The organism is Pseudomonas haemolytica, from assembly GCF_009659625.1.
GTDB lineage: Bacteria > Pseudomonadota > Gammaproteobacteria > Pseudomonadales > Pseudomonadaceae > Aquipseudomonas > Aquipseudomonas haemolytica.
In genome coordinates this window covers 582996-601037 of record NZ_VOIW01000005.1, presented here as the reverse complement: position 1 = coordinate 601037, position 18042 = coordinate 582996, and the positions used below count along the sequence as shown (strand labels likewise).

At 60.2% G+C, this 18042-nt stretch carries 15 protein-coding genes; 4 read left to right on the top strand and 11 right to left on the bottom strand.

Going from position 1 to position 18042, the window contains the following annotated elements; all coding sequences use genetic code 11:
- Positions 1-20: 20 nt before the first annotated feature.
- Positions 21-860 carry a non-homologous end joining protein Ku gene (ku, locus tag FRT59_RS19230; RefSeq protein WP_034119488.1) on the bottom strand — a complete coding sequence of 280 codons (840 nt, stop codon included), beginning with the start codon at positions 858-860 and terminating at the stop codon, positions 21-23.
- A gap of 185 nt (positions 861-1045) precedes the next feature.
- Here ku and FRT59_RS19225 point away from each other — a divergent pair, with 185 nt between their 5' ends.
- Positions 1046-1360 carry a hypothetical protein gene (locus FRT59_RS19225; RefSeq protein WP_034119489.1) on the top strand — a complete coding sequence of 105 codons (315 nt, stop codon included), beginning with the start codon at positions 1046-1048 and terminating at the stop codon, positions 1358-1360.
- A gap of 12 nt (positions 1361-1372) precedes the next feature.
- A complete protein-coding gene (locus FRT59_RS19220) occupies positions 1373-2530 on the top strand; it encodes a PQQ-dependent sugar dehydrogenase (protein WP_153872039.1) in 1158 nt (385 codons plus the stop codon).
- A gap of 36 nt (positions 2531-2566) precedes the next feature.
- Here FRT59_RS19220 and FRT59_RS19215 read toward each other — a convergent pair whose 3' ends face one another.
- Positions 2567-3046, bottom strand: a complete 480-nt coding sequence (locus FRT59_RS19215; protein WP_034119490.1) for a nuclear transport factor 2 family protein — start codon at positions 3044-3046, stop codon at positions 2567-2569.
- 54 nt (positions 3047-3100) lie between these two features.
- A complete protein-coding gene (locus tag FRT59_RS19210; RefSeq protein WP_153872075.1) occupies positions 3101-3664 on the bottom strand; it encodes a TetR/AcrR family transcriptional regulator in 564 nt (187 codons plus the stop codon).
- A gap of 125 nt (positions 3665-3789) precedes the next feature.
- On the opposite strand from FRT59_RS19210, the gene pssA reads away from it, so the two are divergent.
- Entirely contained in the window at positions 3790-5133 is a 1344-nt protein-coding gene (gene pssA, locus FRT59_RS19205) for a CDP-diacylglycerol--serine O-phosphatidyltransferase (RefSeq protein ID WP_153839822.1), read from the top strand.
- Between the two features lie 72 nt (positions 5134-5205).
- Here pssA and efeO (FRT59_RS19200) read toward each other — a convergent pair whose 3' ends face one another.
- Genes efeO (FRT59_RS19200) through efeU form a run of 4 tightly spaced genes read right to left on the bottom strand, consistent with a single transcriptional unit; the run spans position 5206 to position 9426 of the window.
- Entirely contained in the window at positions 5206-6024 is an 819-nt protein-coding gene (efeO, locus tag FRT59_RS19200; protein WP_153872038.1) for an iron uptake system protein EfeO, read from the bottom strand.
- 25 nt (positions 6025-6049) lie between these two features.
- Positions 6050-7354 (bottom strand): iron uptake transporter deferrochelatase/peroxidase subunit, encoded by a 1305-nt coding sequence (gene efeB, locus FRT59_RS19195; protein ID WP_153872037.1) that lies wholly within the window; start codon positions 7352-7354, stop codon positions 6050-6052.
- Positions 7355-7367: 13 nt separating this feature from the next.
- Positions 7368-8570 (bottom strand): iron uptake system protein EfeO, encoded by a 1203-nt coding sequence (efeO, locus tag FRT59_RS19190; RefSeq protein ID WP_153839825.1) that lies wholly within the window; start codon positions 8568-8570, stop codon positions 7368-7370.
- Between the two features lie 10 nt (positions 8571-8580).
- A complete protein-coding gene (efeU, locus tag FRT59_RS19185) occupies positions 8581-9426 on the bottom strand; it encodes an iron uptake transporter permease EfeU (protein WP_034119495.1) in 846 nt (281 codons plus the stop codon).
- A 168-nt stretch (positions 9427-9594) separates the two neighbouring features.
- Here efeU and FRT59_RS19180 point away from each other — a divergent pair, with 168 nt between their 5' ends.
- Complete coding sequence (locus tag FRT59_RS19180) at positions 9595-10626, top strand: AraC family transcriptional regulator (RefSeq protein WP_153872036.1); 1032 nt, start codon at positions 9595-9597, stop codon at positions 10624-10626.
- Positions 10627-11339: 713 nt separating this feature from the next.
- Here FRT59_RS19180 and FRT59_RS19175 read toward each other — a convergent pair.
- The 4 genes from FRT59_RS19175 to mexE form a co-directional block, all read right to left on the bottom strand.
- Positions 11340-11864, bottom strand: a complete 525-nt coding sequence (locus tag FRT59_RS19175; RefSeq protein ID WP_153839826.1) for a hypothetical protein — start codon at positions 11862-11864, stop codon at positions 11340-11342.
- Between the two features lie 292 nt (positions 11865-12156).
- Positions 12157-13572, bottom strand: a complete 1416-nt coding sequence (locus FRT59_RS19170) for an efflux transporter outer membrane subunit (RefSeq protein WP_034119498.1) — start codon at positions 13570-13572, stop codon at positions 12157-12159.
- Complete coding sequence (locus FRT59_RS19165; RefSeq protein WP_153839827.1) at positions 13569-16748, bottom strand: efflux RND transporter permease subunit; 3180 nt, start codon at positions 16746-16748, stop codon at positions 13569-13571. Before FRT59_RS19165 ends, FRT59_RS19170 begins: the two co-directional genes overlap by 4 nt.
- A 15-nt stretch (positions 16749-16763) precedes the next feature.
- Positions 16764-18005 (bottom strand): multidrug efflux RND transporter periplasmic adaptor subunit MexE, encoded by a 1242-nt coding sequence (mexE, locus tag FRT59_RS19160; RefSeq protein ID WP_153872035.1) that lies wholly within the window; start codon positions 18003-18005, stop codon positions 16764-16766.
- Positions 18006-18042: the final 37 nt, after the last annotated feature.

The window sequence follows — 18042 nt, the reverse complement described above, 5'->3', positions numbered from 1 at the left end:
TTCTCCAACCAATGGCGGGCTCAAGAGGCCTTTTTGCTGGACTTCTTCGCGGCTGGCTTTTTCGCCGCGGGCTTGCCCGCCAAGCTGCGCTTGAGCAACTCCGTCAGGTCAAGCACATCGGCGGATTTACGTTCTTCACTGCCCTCGGCTGTTTCCACATCTTCGATCTTGCCGGCCTTGGCCTTCTTCGCGACCAGCGCCATGATCTTGTCCTGGAAGCTGTCGCGGTATTCATCGGGTTGCCAATCGGCGCTCATGTCTTCCACCAAGCGCTTGGCCATGTCCAGCTCGCCCTTGGCCAAGGTCGGCTTGGTCACATCGCTGCCCAGCTCCAGCTCATCCAGGCTGCGCACTTCGGCGGGCCAGCGCAACATCACCAGCACCAGGGCCGACTCCAGCGGCATCAGCGCGGCCAGGTGCTGCTTGGTGTGCAGCACGACATTGGCCAGGGCGACCTTGCCGGTTTTTTTCAAGGTTTCTCGCAGCAGCGCATAAACCTTGCCACCGCGTTTATCCGGCGCCAGGAAGTAGGGCGTGTCGATGTTTTGCAGAGGGATCTGGTCGCTGGCAACGAAGGCGATGATCTCGATGGTCTGGGTCGACTTGGGGTGGGCCGAACGAATTTCGTCTTCACTGAGTACCACATAGCGGCCTTTCTCAAAGGCCACGCCCTTGACGATATTGTCCTTGGTGACTTCCTTGCCGGTGGTCTTGTTGATGCGCTTGTAGCCCACCGGGTCCATGCTGCGTTTGTCCAGCCAGTCGAAGTCGACACCTTGGGAGGACGTGGCCGAAACCAGCGATACCGGGATGTGAACCAAGCCGAAACTGATGGCGCCTTTCCAGATTGCCCGTGGCATAGGTGTGACTCCTTAACGAAGAGACTGTGTTCTGGTGACTCGCGGGCCAGGGCAAAAGTTTCGGTGGGCAGATGCTCGGACAGATCGTGTTACACCTGATGAGAAACTATTTAGTGTCACAACGCGAACCCACGGCGTAGCGTGTTATCGAACGCACGTAGTACTCGGCATAGAGAGGCTTGGTCATGAACCGTTGTGTACATCATCTTGCAGTACTGGCGTTGGGCCTGGCCCTTGCGCCATTGGCCCAGGCACAAAACCTGCCGGGCCGTTACGACACTAACAACAGCCCTATCCACCGGGCCAATCCCAATAGCATGCAGGGCACCCAGCCTAATGCACCGGCCGTTCGCGGCATCCAGACCGCCCCGACCAGCCCCCGGCCGACCGTGGAAAACGGCGGGATCGGCAACCGTTACCCCCGGCAAGAGGCGGCCCCCAGTCGCCCGGCCACCGAACCCAAAGCGTCCACCTATGATGCCAACGGCAATCGCCGCTAAGGATTTCGTCTTATGTTTCTACGCAAAACCCTGCTAGCGGCTATTTGCGCCGCCTCACTGTTGCCGCTGAGCGCGGTATTCGCTGCCGATAGCCAACAATTCCCCACTGAGCAAGGCAGCATCACCGTCACGCCGATCACCAAGGGCCTGGACCATCCTTGGGCGCTGGCGTTTCTGCCCGACAAGCAAGGCTTCCTGGTCACCGAGCGCCCCGGGCACCTGCGGTTTGTCAGCCCCGACGGCAAGCTTTCCGCGCCATTGACGGGCGTGCCGCAGGTGTGGGCCAAAGGGCAGGGCGGGTTGCTCGATGTGGTGCTGTCGCCGGACTTCAAGCAGGACCGCATGGTCTACCTGTCATATGCCGAAGGGGGCGGTGAAGGCGGTAAAGCCGGGACCGCCGTTGGGCGTGGGCGTTTGGCCGCTGATTTGAGCGGCTTGCAGGACTTCAAGGTCATCCTGCGCCAGGAGCCCAAGCTGTCGACCGGCAATCATTTTGGCTCACGCCTGGCGTTCGACCGTGACGGCTATCTGTTTGTGACCCTCGGGGAAAATAACGACCGGCCGACGGCCCAGGACCTGGACAAGCTGCAAGGCAAAGTGGTGCGCATCTACCCGGATGGTCGCGTACCCGATGACAACCCCTTCGTCGGCCAACCGGGCGTACGCCCCGAGATCTGGTCTTACGGCCAGCGCAACCCGCAAGGGCTGGCGCTGAACCCATGGACTGGCACGATCTGGGAGAACGAACATGGCCCCCGTGGTGGCGATGAGGTCAATATCATCGAGCGCGGCAAGAACTACGGTTGGCCGCTGGCAACCCATGGCATCAACTATTCCCTGCTGCCGATTCCCGAAGCCAAGGGCAAGACAGTGGAAGGCACAGTAGCGCCGCATCATGTGTGGGAGAAATCCCCGGCGATCAGCGGTATGGCGTTCTATGACGCCGACCGGTTCAAGGCGTGGCAGCACAACCTGTTTATCGGTGCGCTGGCCAGCCAGGAGTTGATCCGGTTGCAGTTCGATGGCGACAAAGTCATTCACGAGGAACGGCTGCTGGGTGAGTTGAAAGCGCGGATTCGCGATGTGCGGCAGGGGCCGGATGGCTATTTGTATGTGCTGACGGATGAGGATGATGGAGTGCTGTATCGGGTCGGGTTGAATCAGGATTGAGCTGCCAGCCGCAAGCTTCAAGCTTGCGGCTTGCGACTACAGTCCCAAATCCGACAACCCCGGATGATCATCCGGGCGACGCCCCAGCGGCCAGTGGAACTTGCGTTCGCTTGCCTGGATCGGCATATCGTTGATGCAGGCAAAGCGGTTGGCCATCAAACCGTTCTCATCGAATTCCCAGTTTTCATTACCGTAGGACCGGAACCAGTTACCCGAGTCATCGTGCCACTCATAGGCATAGCGCACGGCGATGCGGTTACCGGTGAACGCCCACAGTTCCTTGATTAATCGGTAATCCAGCTCCTTGGCCCATTTGCGCGCCAGGAACTGCTTGGCTTCTTCGCGGCTGTGGGCAAATTCAGCGCGGTTTCGCCACTGCGTGTCCAGGGTATAGGCCAGGGACACCCGCTGCGGATCGCGAGAATTCCAGCCGTCTTCGGCCAGGCGGACTTTTTCGATGGCCGACTCGCGGGTAAACGGCGGCAAGGGTGGACGGACTTCTGCATGTGCTGACATTGGGCGGCTCCTGAAAACACTAGAGTTAGATCGAAAGTTGCCTGGCCTGTGGGTTCAAAGTTGCAATAACGTTCGCGCCATGCATTGCGCACTATCGGCAGCTGTAGAATCACCCATTACCAGGGCAACGGTTATGGCGCCATCGATCAGGATCAGCAGTTGTACGGCCTGCCGTTCCGGGTCGGGGGTGCCATGTGCTTGACATAGTTCAAGTGCGTACTCGAACAGTTTTTGTTTATGCGCTTTGGCTAACAGGCGCACCGGGTCTTGGGCGTTACCGGTTTCGCCGCTGGTGTTGATAAAGGCGCAGCCGCGAAAGTCCGCCGAGCCGAACCACTGTTTGAGCGCGCTGAACAGGCCCAGCAGGCGTTCGCCGCTGTCTGCACTGCGTTCGACTTCGCTGCGCAGCCACTGCATCCAGCGTTCGTCGCGGCGTTGCAGGGCGGCAATCACCAACTCATCCTTGTTGGCGAAGTAGCGGTAGATACTTTTTCTCGAGGCACCGGCGGTTTTCACCAGCAAGTCCATGCCAGTGGCGGCGATGCCATGGCGATAGATCAGCTTCTCGGTCACGTCGAGGATAATGTCGCGGGTTTCACTGTTGGCTATATCGTTCATGCCGAAGACAGTAGAACGATCGTTCTTCTTGGTCAAGGGGCTTTTTTCATTTGTCGGTGGCGAGACCTGAGCGGCCCCATGGTGTAAGCTCGGGGCCTCTTCGGATTCGACCCATTGCGAGCCTTATGCCGTCGTTCTTCAAACGTTCCCTGTTGCCCAAGCTGCGTGGTTTTCCACTGTCCCCCGAGGCTATCGAGGTGCTGCCCAGCGCTGATGCGTATCGTCGCTGCCTGCTGGAGAAAATCGCCCAGGCCACCCGCCGGATCTACATTGTTGCGTTGTACTTGCAGCAGGACGAGGCGGGGCAGGAAATCTACGACGCCCTGCACGCAGCCAAAGCCGCACGGCCCGAACTGGACATCGTGGTGATGGTTGACTGGCTGCGCGCCCAGCGCGGGCTGATCGGTGCCGGCAAGCAGCCCGGTAACAGCGCCTGGTACCAGGCAATGACGCAAAGCCACGCCAGCGAAGTGCCGGTGTATGGCGTGCCGGTGCAAACCCGCGAGTTGTTCGGCGTGTTGCACCTCAAGGGCTTTGTCATTGATGACAGCGTGCTGTACAGCGGTGCCAGCCTGAACAATGTGTACCTGCACAAGTTCGACAAATACCGCTTCGACCGTTATCACCTGATCCACAGCCAACCGCTGGCCGATTCGATGCAGCACCTGGTGGAGCATGGTTTGGTAGCGTCCAAGGCCGTACACCGTCTGGACCTGCCGAACCCGCCCACCACCCGCAGCCTGCGCAACGATATTGGCGATTTGCGCAGCCGCCTCAAGCACGCGGCCTACGACACCACGGCCGGCCAGTTGCCCAATGGCCACCTGTCTGTCAGCCCACTGCTCGGCGTCGGCAAGAACAACCCCCTGAGCCGGGTGATCCTTGAACTGATCGCAAGCGCCCAGCAGCAACTGACCATCTGCACCCCGTACTTCAACCTGCCATTGCCGGTGACTCGCGAGATCAACCGCGCCCTGGCGCGTGGGGTGAAGATCGACATCGTTGTCGGCGACAAGACCGCCAACGATTTCTACATTCCACCCAGCGAGCCGTTCAAGGTCATCGCTGCATTGCCGTACTTGTATGAGATCAGCCTGAGGCGCTTTGCCAAGCGCCACCAGCCGATGATCGACAGCGGCCAGTTGAACCTGCACCTGTGGCGCGATGGCGACAACACTTACCACCTCAAAGGCCTGTGGGTTGACCAGCGCTACACCTTGCTCACCGGCAACAACCTCAACCCACGAGCGTTTCGCCTCGACCTAGAAAACGGCTTGCTGATCGATGACCCCAAAAGCCAATGGCTGGAACCGCGGCGTACCGAGTTGGCGCAGATTTTCCAGCACACCACGCGTATCCAGGGTTACCAGCAGTTGCAGACGCTGGTGGATTATCCGCCAGCAGTCGGCAAGTTCCTGCGCCGGGTCAGCCGCGTGCGCATTGAGCGTTTGTTGTACCGCATCCTGTAGCCGGGCAACCGGCAGGCAAAAAAACACCCAGGTCGCTTAACGGCGCCTGGGTGTTTTTTTTGCCCGCAGCGCTTAGTTCAAGCCCAGCTTGCCGCGCAGGGTCGAGAGGTCTTCGGCCAAGGTGTTGACCGGCCCTACCAGGGCTTTGCGGTCGTTGTCCTTGACCTTGTCGTAGGTCTCAAAGCCTCCATCCGGGGTCTTGTACTTGGCCAGGATCTTGTCGACGCTGGCGAAGTTCTTGTCGACCTTGGCCAGGAAGGCCTTGTCTTGCTGCTCGATCTGGCCACGGAACAGGTCGACGATTTTCTTCGCGCCGTCGATGTTGCCCTGGAAGTCATACAGGTCGGTATGGCTGTAGCGGTCTTCTTCGCCGGAGATCTTGGTGGCGGCGACTTCTTCCAACAGCGCTGCAGCACCGCCGACGACTTTTTCCGGCGGGAAGGTCAGGCCGTCGACCCGGGTCTTGAGATCGTTCACATCGGCATTGAGCTTGGCGGTAAGAGCCTCCAGGCCCTTGGTCGAGTTCTGCGAGAACAACGCATATTCAATGCGGTGGAAGCCGGTGAAGTCTTCAGCCGTCACGCCTTTTTCATGGTCATCGACGCGGGAGTCGATGGACGCGTCGAGGTCGCTGAACAGCTCGGCGATCGGCTCGATGGACTCATAGTGCACGCGGGTCGGCGCATAGAGCTTCTTGGCGGTGGCCAGGTCGCCTTTATTGATGGCGTTGGTGAACGCCTGGGTCTGGATCACCAGTTCACCGATTTCCTCGGTGACGTAGATCTTGTAGTCCGATACGGGACCTACCAGGTCCAGCGGCGCGGTAGCGGCGAAGGCTGCCAGCGGCGAAAGGCTCATTAACAACGACAACGCGATAGACGACTTCTTCATGGGAGAAATTCCGCTCTGGTTTGTTTTAGGTCTTGGCAGTGGTGTGAAGGTGCGTTGCAGCGAGTAGCGTGCGCCCGATGAAATCCTTGGGCCCGGTGACCCCCGGCAAGGTGAAGAAATACCCGCCGCCGACCGGCTTGAGGTATTCCTCCAGGGGCTCGCCGTTGAGCCGCGTTTGCACGCTGATAAAGCCTTTCTCCAGGTCAGCCTGGTAGCAAATGAACAACAAGCCCATGTCCAGCTGACCGTTTTTGTTGACGCCGTTGGAGTAGTTGAACGGCCGACGCAGGATCAGGTTGGCCTGGGTCTGCGGGGTGCGGGGGTTGGCCAGGCGGATGTGGGCATCGAGCTTGGTCAACTTGCCTTCCGGGTCCTTGCTGTAGTCCGGGACCTGGGTTTCATGCTGGCCATCCATGGGCGCGCCCGTGGGTTTGATCCGGCCGATGATGCTTTCCTGTTCTTGCAGCGGCGTGCGATCCCAACGCTCGACAAAGTTACGGATGATGCGCACGGCCTGGTAACTGCCATGGGCAGCCCAGGCCGGTTCGTCGCTGCCGGGTTGGACCCAGACAATCTGGTCCATGGCCTTGGCATCGTTGGAATCGGGGTTGGCCGAACCATCGCGAAAGCCCAGGAAATTGCGCGCACTCTGCGCAGGTGCTCCGGGCTTGGCCGGTGCCTGGGGCGGTACGCTGCCTTCCTGTTTCCAGCGCACCAGCAGCAGGTCGGGCAGGTTCTTCACGATGTCGCGCAGGGCGTGGATATTGGTGTCCGGTGTGTTGGAGCTGAACTGCAGGCTCAGGTCGCCGTGGCATTGCGCCGGTTCCAACGCGTCGTTAGGGAAGCCGACCATGCGACTCAGGCGCTTGGGCTTGACTGCCGCGAGGCCAAAGCGCTCGTCGAACAGCGACTCGCCGACCGACACGGTAATGGTCAGGTTATCCGGCGAAACCACCGGGCCGAGGATGCCGGAATCGGTGGGCGGCAACTTCGGATCGACTTGGGGCACGGTGCCGCCGGTCATCAAGAACGCGATGCGCTCGTTCAAGGTGCGGAACAGGCGTTCCAGGTCTTCACGGTCGCTGGCCAGTACGTCGAACGCCACGAGCATGCCGCAGGCCGGGCGCGGGGTGACGATGCCGCTTTGGTGCTGGCCGAAAAAGTCGTGGTGGTCCTGGGTCTTGTCACTGCGTGGTGCGGTGGTGACTTGCTCGGCTGCGGCCGCCATGGCCGGGCAGCTCAAGCTGCTGCCGGCAATCGCCGCACCGGTGGCCGCCATGCCCAGCAGGACGCGACGGCGCGCAAGGTTTAGCTGTTCTGAATCACTCATGTATGCGTTCGTCTCACTGCAGGCCGGAAAGGCCAAGGGCGGGGTCGATTCCATCGAGTGCGGCGGCCAGTGCCTTGGCCTTGGCGGCGATCTGCTTGCGCTGATCGGCGCTGATACTGTCATAGCCGGTGTAGCGGCCTTCGACCTTGAGCCCGTTGAGCTCGGCGTCGAAGGCGTTGAGCGCGCTGTCGATGTTCGGCAACAGGTCGGCAGCGGACTTGCTCAGTAGCGGGCGCATCAGGTCCACCACTTTGCGGGCGACCTCCAGGTTGGCGGCAAAGCCGTTCAAGTCGACATGGCTGTAACGCTCCTCTTCACCACTGATTGCGCGCACATCCGCCAAGCTGTTGAGGTTGCGCACCACAATGCCTACCAGTTGCTCGGGCGGCAGGGACTGCGCCAATAGCTGTTGCTTGAGCGTGGTGACATCGCCCACCAAACGTTGGGCAATCGGTGCCAGGCCATCGAGGCTGTGTTGCTGGAACAGGCTGTATTCGAGGCGGTGGAAGCCGCTGAAGGCGGGGTCCTGCTCGCGCTTTTCAAAGTAATCGGCGCGAGCGTTGATCGCGTTGTCCAGCTCGGCCAGGCGTTGGGCCGCCGGCGCCAGGCGCTGATACGCCTCGCGGGCCGGTACATACAGCGCCTGGGCCTGGGCCAGGTCACCGGCATCAATGGCCTGCTGCAGGGCTGTCACGGACTTGATCAGGGCATTGCCCTGGCCGCTCAGGTACACGCGAAACTCCGACAACGGGCCGATAAAGGCCACCATCGACGGCTTGGCCTTGGCCTGGGCATCAGACTCTGCGGTCGGCGTGACATGCAACGTGCCGCGAGGGTTGCTCAGCAGGCCACAGGTGATGGCGTAATCGCCGGGCAGCAGGTTGGCGTTGATCACCTGGCTCAGGCCCGGTGCAATATTCTCCCGCTCTTCGACGACCAGCACGCCGTCGAGGATTTCCCACTCCACTGCACGGTCGGAGCGGTTGATGATACGAAAGCTGGCGCGCCCGGCTGGCACGGTGAGGGCGTTGGGCTCACAGGCGTGGCTGTGGATCGTCACGGCGATTTCATTGTGGTTGGTCTGGCGTTTGGTAGCGGCCAGTTGCGAGGCGTAATAGAACAGGCCACCGGCGGCGATCATCACTGCCACCGAGCCGGCCACGCCCCAGCGCAGGGCGCGGGACGGCGGAGCCGATTGAGGGGTTGGGTTGGACAAGAGACGGTCCTTACTGGCTGGAAGCGGAAGAGGTCTTGGCGACGGGTCGGGCGGGCGCCGAGGGCAGGAAGAACATCACCAGGGCCACCACCAGGTAAATCAGATAGGCACCCAGGGTGCTGACGGTCGGCGCCTCCTGGTACCCGAACATGCCGGCCAGTACCGAGCCCAGCGGGCTGTCCATGGGCAGCGCGGCGCTGAAATCGAACAACACGGTCTGCCAGTGGTTCCACACGCCGGCCTCATGCAGGGCCTGCACCGAGTTGGCGAGAATGCCGGCCGCCACCACCAGGATGAACAGGCCGGTCCAGCGGAAAAACGCGCCAAGGTTCAGGCGCATGCTGCCGGAATAGATCAGGAAGCCCACGACAATGGCCAGGATCAGACCGAGCAGGGCGCCAATCGGTGCGCCCGGGCCTTCACTCTGCTGGAACACGGCCAGCAGGAAAAATACGGTCTCCAGGCCTTCGCGGGCCACGGCGAAAAACACCATGGCGATCAGCGCGATTACCTGGTGCCTGGAGCCGGCCAGCGCGTGGTCAAGGGATTCGTGCAGGGCATGCTTGATGGAGCGCGCCACCTTGCGCATCCAGAACACCATGGAACTGAGGATACCCACGGCGACCAGTCCGACGATGCCTTCGAACAGTTCCTGCTGTTTTTGCGGGAATTCCGCGCTGACCAATTCCAGGCCGCCACCCACCAGCAACGCCAGGGCAGCGGCAAGGAACACGCCGATCCACACGGCGGGCATCCACTGGCCGCGGCCGGTCTGTTGCAGGTAACTGGCGATAATGCCAACGATCAACGCGGCTTCAATGCCTTCGCGCAACATGATTAAAAACGGAACGAGCATCGGGCACCGGGGCGTAACTAGTTAGGAAGCTAAGTTGTAACATAATGATACTCATTGCTAAACAAGAAATATTGACCTTTGCTGAACGAGGGCTGAACGGTGGTGGCGAAGCGCAACCGCCTTTATGATGCAGGCCACCCAGACTGCAGCCGGACAGCTCAACACCCCATGTCGGAAAAAGACACCATCTCTATTCACCTCGTGCGCGAAGCCTTGTTGCAGAGCTGTGCGCCTGGGGCGGCCACTGTCGAGGCGTTAAGCAAGGTCGGGATTGACCCTGCGTGGCTGGAGCATCCAACTGCCCGTGTGCCGGCCACGGCTTATGCGCGTCTGTGGCGTTTGCTGGCTCGGCGCAAGGACGATGAATTCTTCGGCATGGACCCGCGCAAACTCAAATCCGGCAGCCTGGCCTTCCTGTGTCGCGCCTCGATGGCACAGCCCAGCCTGGCCGCTGGCCTGGAAACCAGCCTGGGGTTTCTCTCGTTGATGCTGGAGCGCATGCCCGCCCAACTGGTTCGCCAACAGAGCCTGGCGGAAATCGTCCTGCTCGAACACGAACCTGAGCCCAGGCGTGCGTTCACCTATTTCACCTATTGGATGATCGTGCACGGGGTTGCCTGCTGGCTGGCGGGGCGCCGTATCCCGATCCTCGCCATCGAACTGCGTTGCCCGCAACCGGGTTTCTACGACGATTACCGGGTGATGTTCTCCGACAACCTACGCTTTGACCGGCCGCGCACCCGCATGATCTTCTCTGCCGACTGCCTCGATCTGCCGATCAAGCGCAGCCCGGAAGAACTCAAGCGCTTCCTCGCCCATGCGCCGGCCAACATCCTGGTCAAATACCGCGATCCCGAAAGCCTCGCTACGCGCATCAAGCACGACCTGCGCCAGATGCCTCCCGACACTTGGCCGGAAACCGACGGCCTTGCGGCTACCTTGTGCATTTCCGCCTCCACACTGCGCCGCCGCCTGGCGGAGGAGGGGCAGACCTATCAGGGCCTCAAGGACAGCGTACGCAAGGAGTTGGCGATTGTGTGGCTGGCTGAACCGCAGATCAGCTTTGCCGAGATAGCCGCGCGGTTGGGGTTTGCAGATGCGAGTTCGTTCTACAAGGCGTTCCGTAAATGGGCGGGGTCGAATCCTGGCCATTATCGAAGTTTGATTTTGAACGAGCCAAGTCGGTTCTCCCCGCGCTGATGCGGGACTAGGATATTCCTTACTTATTCCTTCACCTGGGTATGACAGAGCGATCCTTAGTTGTTTTAGGACGCGGCTGGCATATTCGGCACCTCATTTCGTGCACTGTAAGCAACGTGTTCCTACCTGCATTTGCGGGCGCTTGATATCTGCTGGTTGATATCAAGCGTGGTGTGCTGGAAGGCGTTGTTTAACTGTGAGGTGTGCTTATGGAGGAATAAAGGTTTCAGTTATTTCAATTGAGTGTTTATTAATTGATTTGAGGTGAGATTATGAAAAGTCTTATTGCGTTGCCGTGCTTTGCGTTAATGCTTTTGTCTACTCAGGTGTCCGCCTTGTGTCTGTATATAACTGATAGCTATAGCGGACTTTTGCAGCCAGATGTGGAAACGGCAGTGTATGGTCCGTTCACAATAACGTCTGCTAATGGATGTGCGGGTGCGACTATTGATGTTGCGGCTTCCACGAGCGGTGGGGGGAGGGCGCCGCAGTTGATTATTCAAAGGCAGTCGGGGGCTTCCTGGGGAGATGTTGCTGGAAGCTTTGGAAGCAGCACGTCCTACTCCGGCGTGTTCGGAACTTATCGGGTCGTCATGATCAATTCTGGTTCGCAGGTGCAGTCTTATTCTGGCACCACTCGATACGGCCGCTGAGTCGTTGAGCTAAACAGTGCGCCACGAGGTTTATGGGCGCACTGTTTGCGAGCACCTGAATCAAGCTTTTTCATCTATGGATAAAACGCTATTGGAAGAATTTACAAAATAGACCAGTGCCCCCATGGTGTGATTAGCCGCAACCATCCCCTGCCTCCATCTCAACGTGTGCTCGTTTGCATCCGCCGGGTTGTCTTCCAAGAATTCACTGTACTCCACCAGTCGCTCATTAAATAAGGCAATCGCGTTGAATTTTACGTGTGTCTCAGTCGGAACGCCGTTTGCGTCGCTATGTAGATTGCCACCCATGAACATTCTGTATGCATATATGTCAATCATGTCGTTTTCAAACAGCGTGCGCCCCACCTTTCTCAGCTCATCTGAGCTGATAGACGTCATGTCATAATCTTTCAGGTAATTCTTTAGCTTGGTGATTTTCTCGTTGTCATTGAGCTGTAGGGTGTCAGTCGCGACCTTCTTCTCTGTAATCGTAAATGTATTCGTCGTCTGCTCCGGATTTTTAATCACGAATGCATTGGTTGCCTTGGTGTACCGCATCTGCTCGGCAGTCAACATGATAGCCATGGCACATTGCTCCATTAATAAAAGTGACACTTCCTTGTCGACGGGAGCGCGAATTACTTTAATGCGGGCATGACGCTCATCTACGTGAAAGGCAGAGTCGATTATTAGGTGCTTAAAGCTTAAGGCCAGGCACGGCGCTGTACTAGGAAATAACCTACAAAGTACTTCGTTGTTGGATTACAGAGATAACTTTCAATATTTTAGGAAGACCAAGCAAAAAAAAGCCCCGCGACCGAATGATCCACGGGGCTAAAAATTGGCTGGATGCGACCAACCAAAGGAGCTCTTTACCTTACTTGTTGCTGGCAACCACCGTATCCGGCTGCCAGCCACCGCCCAGCGCCTTGTAGATCGCGACGATGCCGCGATACAGGTCGACTTCGGCCTGGGCCTGGGAGTCTTCAGCGGCCAGGCGTTCGCGCTGGGCGTCGAGCAGCACCAGGAAGTCCACGGTGCCTTCGCGGTAACGGATCGCGGCGAGGTCGGCGGCGGCGCGGCTGGATTCGCTTTGACGGATCAGCGAGACCAGGCGTTGCTGGCGCTTGCCGTAGTCGCTGAAGGCGTTTTCAGACTCTTCCAACGCCAGCAACACTTGCTGCTCATAGGTCGCCAACGCGCCATCGGCTTCGGCGTTCGCGCCACGCAAACGGGCGCGTACGCTGCCCAGGTCAAACGCGGCCCAGGTAATGCTCGGGCCCAGGGACCAAGCGTTCGCCGCTGCCGAGCCGATCTGCGAGCCTCGCCCGGCGGTGAAGCCGAGGAAACCACTGAGGCTGACCCGTGGGAACAGATCGGCCTTGGCCACGCCGATACGTGCGGTGGCGGCGGCCAGTTTGCGTTCGGCGCTGAGGATGTCCGGGCGGCGTTGCAGCAGCTGCCCCGGGTCGCCAATCGGCAAGGCCTTGGCAATTGCCGGCAGGTCTTTCGGGCTCAGGTCTACGCTTAGCTTGTCAGGGCGCTGGCCGAGGAGGGTGGCGATGCGGTTGCGCTCGCGCACTTGTTCGGCCTGCAATTGCGGCACGCTGGCTTCCACCGCCGCGAGGCGGGCGTCGGCACGTTCTACGTCCAACTGATCGCCTACACCAGCATCGCGCAGGCTGACGGTGATGGTGCGCGATTCCTGCTGGTTCTTCAGGTTGTCCAGGGCGATGCGTTCGCGCAGTTGCGCCCCGCGCAACTGGCCGTAGGCATCCACCAACTCGGCAATCATGGTGACTTGCAGTTGGTACAGGTCGGCTTCGGCCACCTGTTGGTCGGCGTCGCTGGCTTCCAGGTTGCGGCGGATGCGCCCGAACAAATCCACTTCCCAGGCCATGTCCAGGCCCAGGTCGTAGCGTTCGCTGTTGACGCGCTTGGTGGTTTGCCCAGGGATCTGGCCCTTGCCCACATCGCTGCTGGCACGGGACGTCACCACCGGCATGATGTCGTTGGCCGCATCATCTCGGATGGCCCGTGCCGCTCGCAGACGGGCGAAGGCCACGCGCAGGTCGCGGTTGCCGCTCAGCGACTGCGTTACCAGTTGGTCGAGGGTCGGGTCGTCGAACTGCTGCCACCAGATGCCTTCGTATTTGGCATGGTCGTAGCTTTTGCTGTCGGCGGCGGCCGTGATATTGGCCGCCTCCAACTGCTGGGTCTTGTAGTCCGGGCCTACGGCGCAGGCGGCGAGCGCCAGAACCAGCAAGCTCGGCAGGAATACTTTCACACTCATTGCTGTGTCTCCAGCTTCAAGGCCTTGGCCGCTTTGCGCGCATCCTGGCGTTCCACATAACGTCGGATCAGTACGTAGAACACTGGCGTCAACAACAGACCGAAGAAGGTCACACCGATCATCCCGGAGAACACCGCCACGCCCATGGCATGACGCATCTCGGCACCGGCACCGGTGGACAACACCAATGGCACCACACCCATGATGAACGCGAACGACGTCATCAGGATCGGCCGCAGACGCAGGCGGCAGGCTTCCAGTACCGCTGCCAGCGGGTCGAGGCCCTCGGCCTGTTTATCCTTGGCGAACTCGACGATCAGAATCGCGTTTTTGCACGCCAGGCCCACCAGTACGATCAGGCCGATCTGGGTGAAGATGTTGTTGTCGCCACCCGAGAGAATCACCCCGGTAATCGCCGACAGCAGCGTCATCGGTACGATCAGGATCACCGCCAGCGGCAGGCTCCAGCTTTCGTATTGGGCGGCGAGCACCAGGAACGCCAGCAGCACGCAGAGCGGGAACACGAACAGCGCGGTATTGCCCGAAAGGATTTGCTGATAGGTCAGGTCAGTCCACTCATAGGTCATGCCGTTGGGCAGTTCATCCTTCAACAGCTTTTCAATCGCAGCCTGGGCCTGGCCGGAGCTGTAGCCCGGTGCGGCGTTGCCGTTGATTTCAGCGGTGATAAAGCCGTTGTAGTGCATCACGCGGTCCGGGCCCGAGGTGTCGCTGACCTTGATAAAGGTCGCCAGCGGGATCATCTCGCCTTTGTTGTTGCGCACCTTCAGTTGGCCGATCTGATCGGAGTCCTGGCGGAACTGTTGCTCGGCCTGCACGTTGACCTGGTAGGTACGCCCAAAGCGGTTGAAGTCGTTGGCATACAACGAACCCAGGTAGACCTGCAGGGTGTCGAAGATGTCGCTGATCGCCACGCCGTGGGTCTTGGCCTTTTCGCGGTCGATGGCGGCATCGACTTGCGGCACGTTGACGGTGTAGCTGGTGAACAGGCCGAACAGCTCAGGCACGCTGTGGCTCTTGGCAATGACGTTCTGCACTTCTTTATACAGCTCGTCATAGCCGAGGTTGCCGCGGTCTTCGATCTGCAGGCGGAACCCGCCAATCGTGCCCAGGCCCTGTACCGGCGGCGGCGGGAAGATCGCCATGTACGCTTCTTCAATGTTGGCGTATTGGCCATTCAGCGCCCCGGCAATCGCCCCGGCCGACATGCTCGCGTCTTTACGCTCATCGAAGGGCTTCAAGGTCACAAACACGATGCCGCTGTTCGGGCTATTGGTGAAGCCGTTGATCGACAGGCCAGGGAACGCAATCGCGGCCTCCACACCGGGCTGTTTCAGGGCGATCTCCGACATGCGCTTCATCACGCTTTCGGTGCGGTCCAGGCTCGCGGCGTCGGGCAGTTGGGCGAAGGCCACCAGGTATTGCTTGTCCTGGGCCGGTACGAAACCGGTCGGGGTGTGAGCAAACCCGAAGAAGGTCAGCACCATCAGGCCGGCGTACACGAACAGGGCAATACCACTGCCGCGAATCACCCGGCGCACGGTACCCACGTAGCCATGACTGGCCTTTTCGAAAAAGCGGTTGAAGGGGCGGAACAGCCAGCCACCGAAGATCTTGTCGAGGAACTTCGAGAAGCGATCCTTGGGCGCATCGTGACCGCGCAACAATACGGCGGCCAGGGCAGGGGACAGCGTCAGCGAGTTAAACGCCGAGATCACCGTCGAGATCGCAATGGTCAAGGCGAACTGCTTGTAGAACTGCCCGGTCAAGCCGCTGATAAAGGCGGCTGGAATGAACACCGCACACAACACCAGCGCTGTAGCGATGATCGGGCCGGTCACTTCGCTCATGGCTTTTTCAGTGGCCGGGAACGGTTCCAGGCCTAATTCGATATTACGTTCGACGTTCTCCACGACCACGATGGCGTCGTCCACCACGATGCCGATGGCCAGTACCAAGCCGAACAAGGACAAGGCATTGAGTGAGAACCCGAACAGGTGCATTACCGCAAACGTACCGATCAACGACACCGGCACCGCCACCAATGGAATGATCGAGGCGCGCCAGGTTTGCAGGAACAGGATCACCACCAGCACCACGAGAATCAGTGCTTCGAACAGCGTGTGCACGACCGCTTCGATGGAGCCGCGTACAAAGATCGTCGGGTCATAAGCGATGCGGTAATCCATGCCCGCAGGGAAGCTCTTTTTCAGTTCGGCCATCTTGCTGCGCACATCGTTGGAGATGTCGATGGCATTGGAGCCGGGGCGTTGGAAAATCGGAATCGCCACGGCGGGCTGGTTATCGATCAGCGAGCGCAGCGCGTATTGGCTGGAGCCCAGCTCGACCCGAGCGATATCCTTGAGGCGCGTGATTTCACCATTGGCGCCGGCGCGGATCACAATGTTCTCGAACTCTTCTTCGGTGACCAGGCGGCCCTGGGTATTCACCGACAACTGGAAGCTGGTGTCACTTGGCGCAGGCTGCGCGCCCAGGGCACCGGCTGCCACCTGACGGTTCTGCTCACGGATCGCCGTGACCACATCGGTCGCGGTCAGGTTGCGTGAGGCGGTCTTGTTCGGATCAAGCCAGACGCGCAGGGAGTAGTCGCCCATGCCGAACAGCTGCACGTCGCCGACGCCGCCCAGACGGGCCAACTCGTCCTTGATATTGAGGATCGCGTAGTTGGACAGGTAGAGCATGTCGTAGCGCTGATCCGGCGAGGTCAAGTGCACCACCATGGTCAGGTCGGGAGAGGCCTTGTCCACGGTGATACCGATGCGCGTCACTTCCTCAGGCAGCTTGGGCTGAGTCCGCGTCACACGGTTCTGCACCTGCACCTGCGCGTTGTCCAGGTCGGTGCCCAGGGCGAAGGTGATGGTCAGGGTCAGCTTGCCGTCGGCGGTGGATTGCGAGGACATGTACAGCATGTTCTCGACGCCGGTGATGGCCTGCTCCAACGGCGCCGCCACGGTTTCACCGATGACTTTAGGGTTGGCGCCCGGGAAGTTGGCGCGTACCACTACAGTCGGCGGTACCACTTCCGGGTATTCGCTGATCGGCAGTTGGAACAGCGAGATCAAACCGGCGATCAGGATCAGCAGCGACAGCACCGCTGCGAAGATCGGCCGTGAAATGAAGAACTTGGAAAAATTCATCTTGAGTCGTATCCCTTAACCGCGTGGAGTCGCGCTGCTGGCGAGCTTGGGCGCGGTTTGTTCCGGCGCCACTTGCTCCAGGTTGCTGGCTTCAAGCGCTTGTCGTTGTTGTGCCAAGGCGGCGAGGGTTTCCTTGCTGGCCATCGGGATGGTTTCCGGTGCGACCGGTGAGCCCGGGCGCACGCGCTGCAGGCCCTTGACGATAACGGTGTCGTCCTTGGTCAAGCCGCTGCGCACGATGCGCAAACCTTCGATCTTCGGCCCCAGTTCCACCGCGCGATACGCCGGCTTGTCGCCTTCCATCACCAGCACGAATTTCTTGCCCAGGTCGGTGCCGACGGCTTCGTCGTTGATCAGCACGGCGGAGTAGGTGCCGCTGCCGACCAGCTTCAAGCGCGCATACAGGCCAGGGGTGTATTCGCCCTTGCTGTTGTCGAACACCGCACGGCCACGAATGGTGCCGGTGGACGGGTTGACCTGGTTGTCGACGAAGTTCATCTGGCCCAGGTGCGGGTTGCCGCTTTCGTTGGACAGGCCCAGGTACACCGGGGTGGTTGCGCCACGCCGACCTTCACGGGCCAGCTCGGTGTACTTGAGGAAGACACGCTCGTCGGCATCGAAGTAGGCGTAGACCTTGTCGGTGGAGACCACACTGGTCAGCGCGGTGGTATCGGCGGTCACCAGGTTGCCGGCGGTGATTTCAGCGCGGCTGACGCGGCCGCTGATGGGCGACGTCACGCGGGTAAAGCTCAGGTTCAGCTTGGCCAGGTCCAACTGCGCCTGGATCCCGGCCATGGCGGCGCGGGCTTCCTGGGCGGCGGTGGTGCGCGAGTCGGCCAGTTCGGCGGAGATCGCATTGCTCTGACGCAGGCGTTCACCGCGTTGCGCTTCGTTTTCGCTGCGGGTGGCGGCCGCTTTGGTTTGCGCGAGCTGGGCTTCAAGACGACGCACTTCAGCCTGGAATGGGCGAGGGTCGATCTGGAACAGCAGGTCGCCTTTCTTGACCAAAGCGCCTTCAGTGAAAGCGACTTGGTCAATCTGGCCGGACACCCGAGGACGAATCTGCACGGTTTCCGGCGCTTCGAGGCGTCCGGTGAACTCGTCCCACTCGTTGACCGGTTGCTCCAGTACCTTGGCCACGCTGACTTTGGCTGCGGGCATGGCGGCCGTTTGGTCCGGGGTCTTGCCGCACGCGCTCATCACCACCACGGCCAGGATCGCCAGGGGGAAGCGCAAATGTTTAAGTGACTGTTCCATGAGGTGCATCCGCCAATGTATTTGAGATGGGCGGATC

Bases quoted from the DNA above. Each gene is read 5' to 3' on its own strand.
- FRT59_RS19225 (WP_034119489.1), top strand. From the start codon at position 1,046: ATGAACCGTTGTGTACATCATCTTGCAGTACTGGCGTTGGGCCTGGCC.
- ku (WP_034119488.1), bottom strand. From the start codon at position 860: ATGCCACGGGCAATCTGGAAAGGCGCCATCAGTTTCGGCTTGGTTCAC.
- FRT59_RS19175 (WP_153839826.1), bottom strand. From the start codon at position 11,864: ATGGCTATCATGTTGACTGCCGAGCAGATGCGGTACACCAAGGCAACC.
- mexE (WP_153872035.1), bottom strand. From the start codon at position 18,005: ATGGAACAGTCACTTAAACATTTGCGCTTCCCCCTGGCGATCCTGGCC.
- efeB (WP_153872037.1), bottom strand. From the start codon at position 7,354: ATGAGTGATTCAGAACAGCTAAACCTTGCGCGCCGTCGCGTCCTGCTG.
- efeU (WP_034119495.1), bottom strand. From the start codon at position 9,426: ATGCTCGTTCCGTTTTTAATCATGTTGCGCGAAGGCATTGAAGCCGCG.
- efeO (WP_153872038.1), bottom strand. From the start codon at position 6,024: ATGAAGAAGTCGTCTATCGCGTTGTCGTTGTTAATGAGCCTTTCGCCG.
- FRT59_RS19220 (WP_153872039.1), top strand. From the start codon at position 1,373: ATGTTTCTACGCAAAACCCTGCTAGCGGCTATTTGCGCCGCCTCACTG.
- FRT59_RS19215 (WP_034119490.1), bottom strand. From the start codon at position 3,046: ATGTCAGCACATGCAGAAGTCCGTCCACCCTTGCCGCCGTTTACCCGC.
- FRT59_RS19165 (WP_153839827.1), bottom strand. From the start codon at position 16,748: ATGAATTTTTCCAAGTTCTTCATTTCACGGCCGATCTTCGCAGCGGTG.
- pssA (WP_153839822.1), top strand. From the start codon at position 3,790: ATGCCGTCGTTCTTCAAACGTTCCCTGTTGCCCAAGCTGCGTGGTTTT.
- FRT59_RS19210 (WP_153872075.1), bottom strand. From the start codon at position 3,664: ATGAACGATATAGCCAACAGTGAAACCCGCGACATTATCCTCGACGTG.
- FRT59_RS19170 (WP_034119498.1), bottom strand. From the start codon at position 13,572: ATGAGTGTGAAAGTATTCCTGCCGAGCTTGCTGGTTCTGGCGCTCGCC.
- FRT59_RS19180 (WP_153872036.1), top strand. From the start codon at position 9,595: ATGTCGGAAAAAGACACCATCTCTATTCACCTCGTGCGCGAAGCCTTG.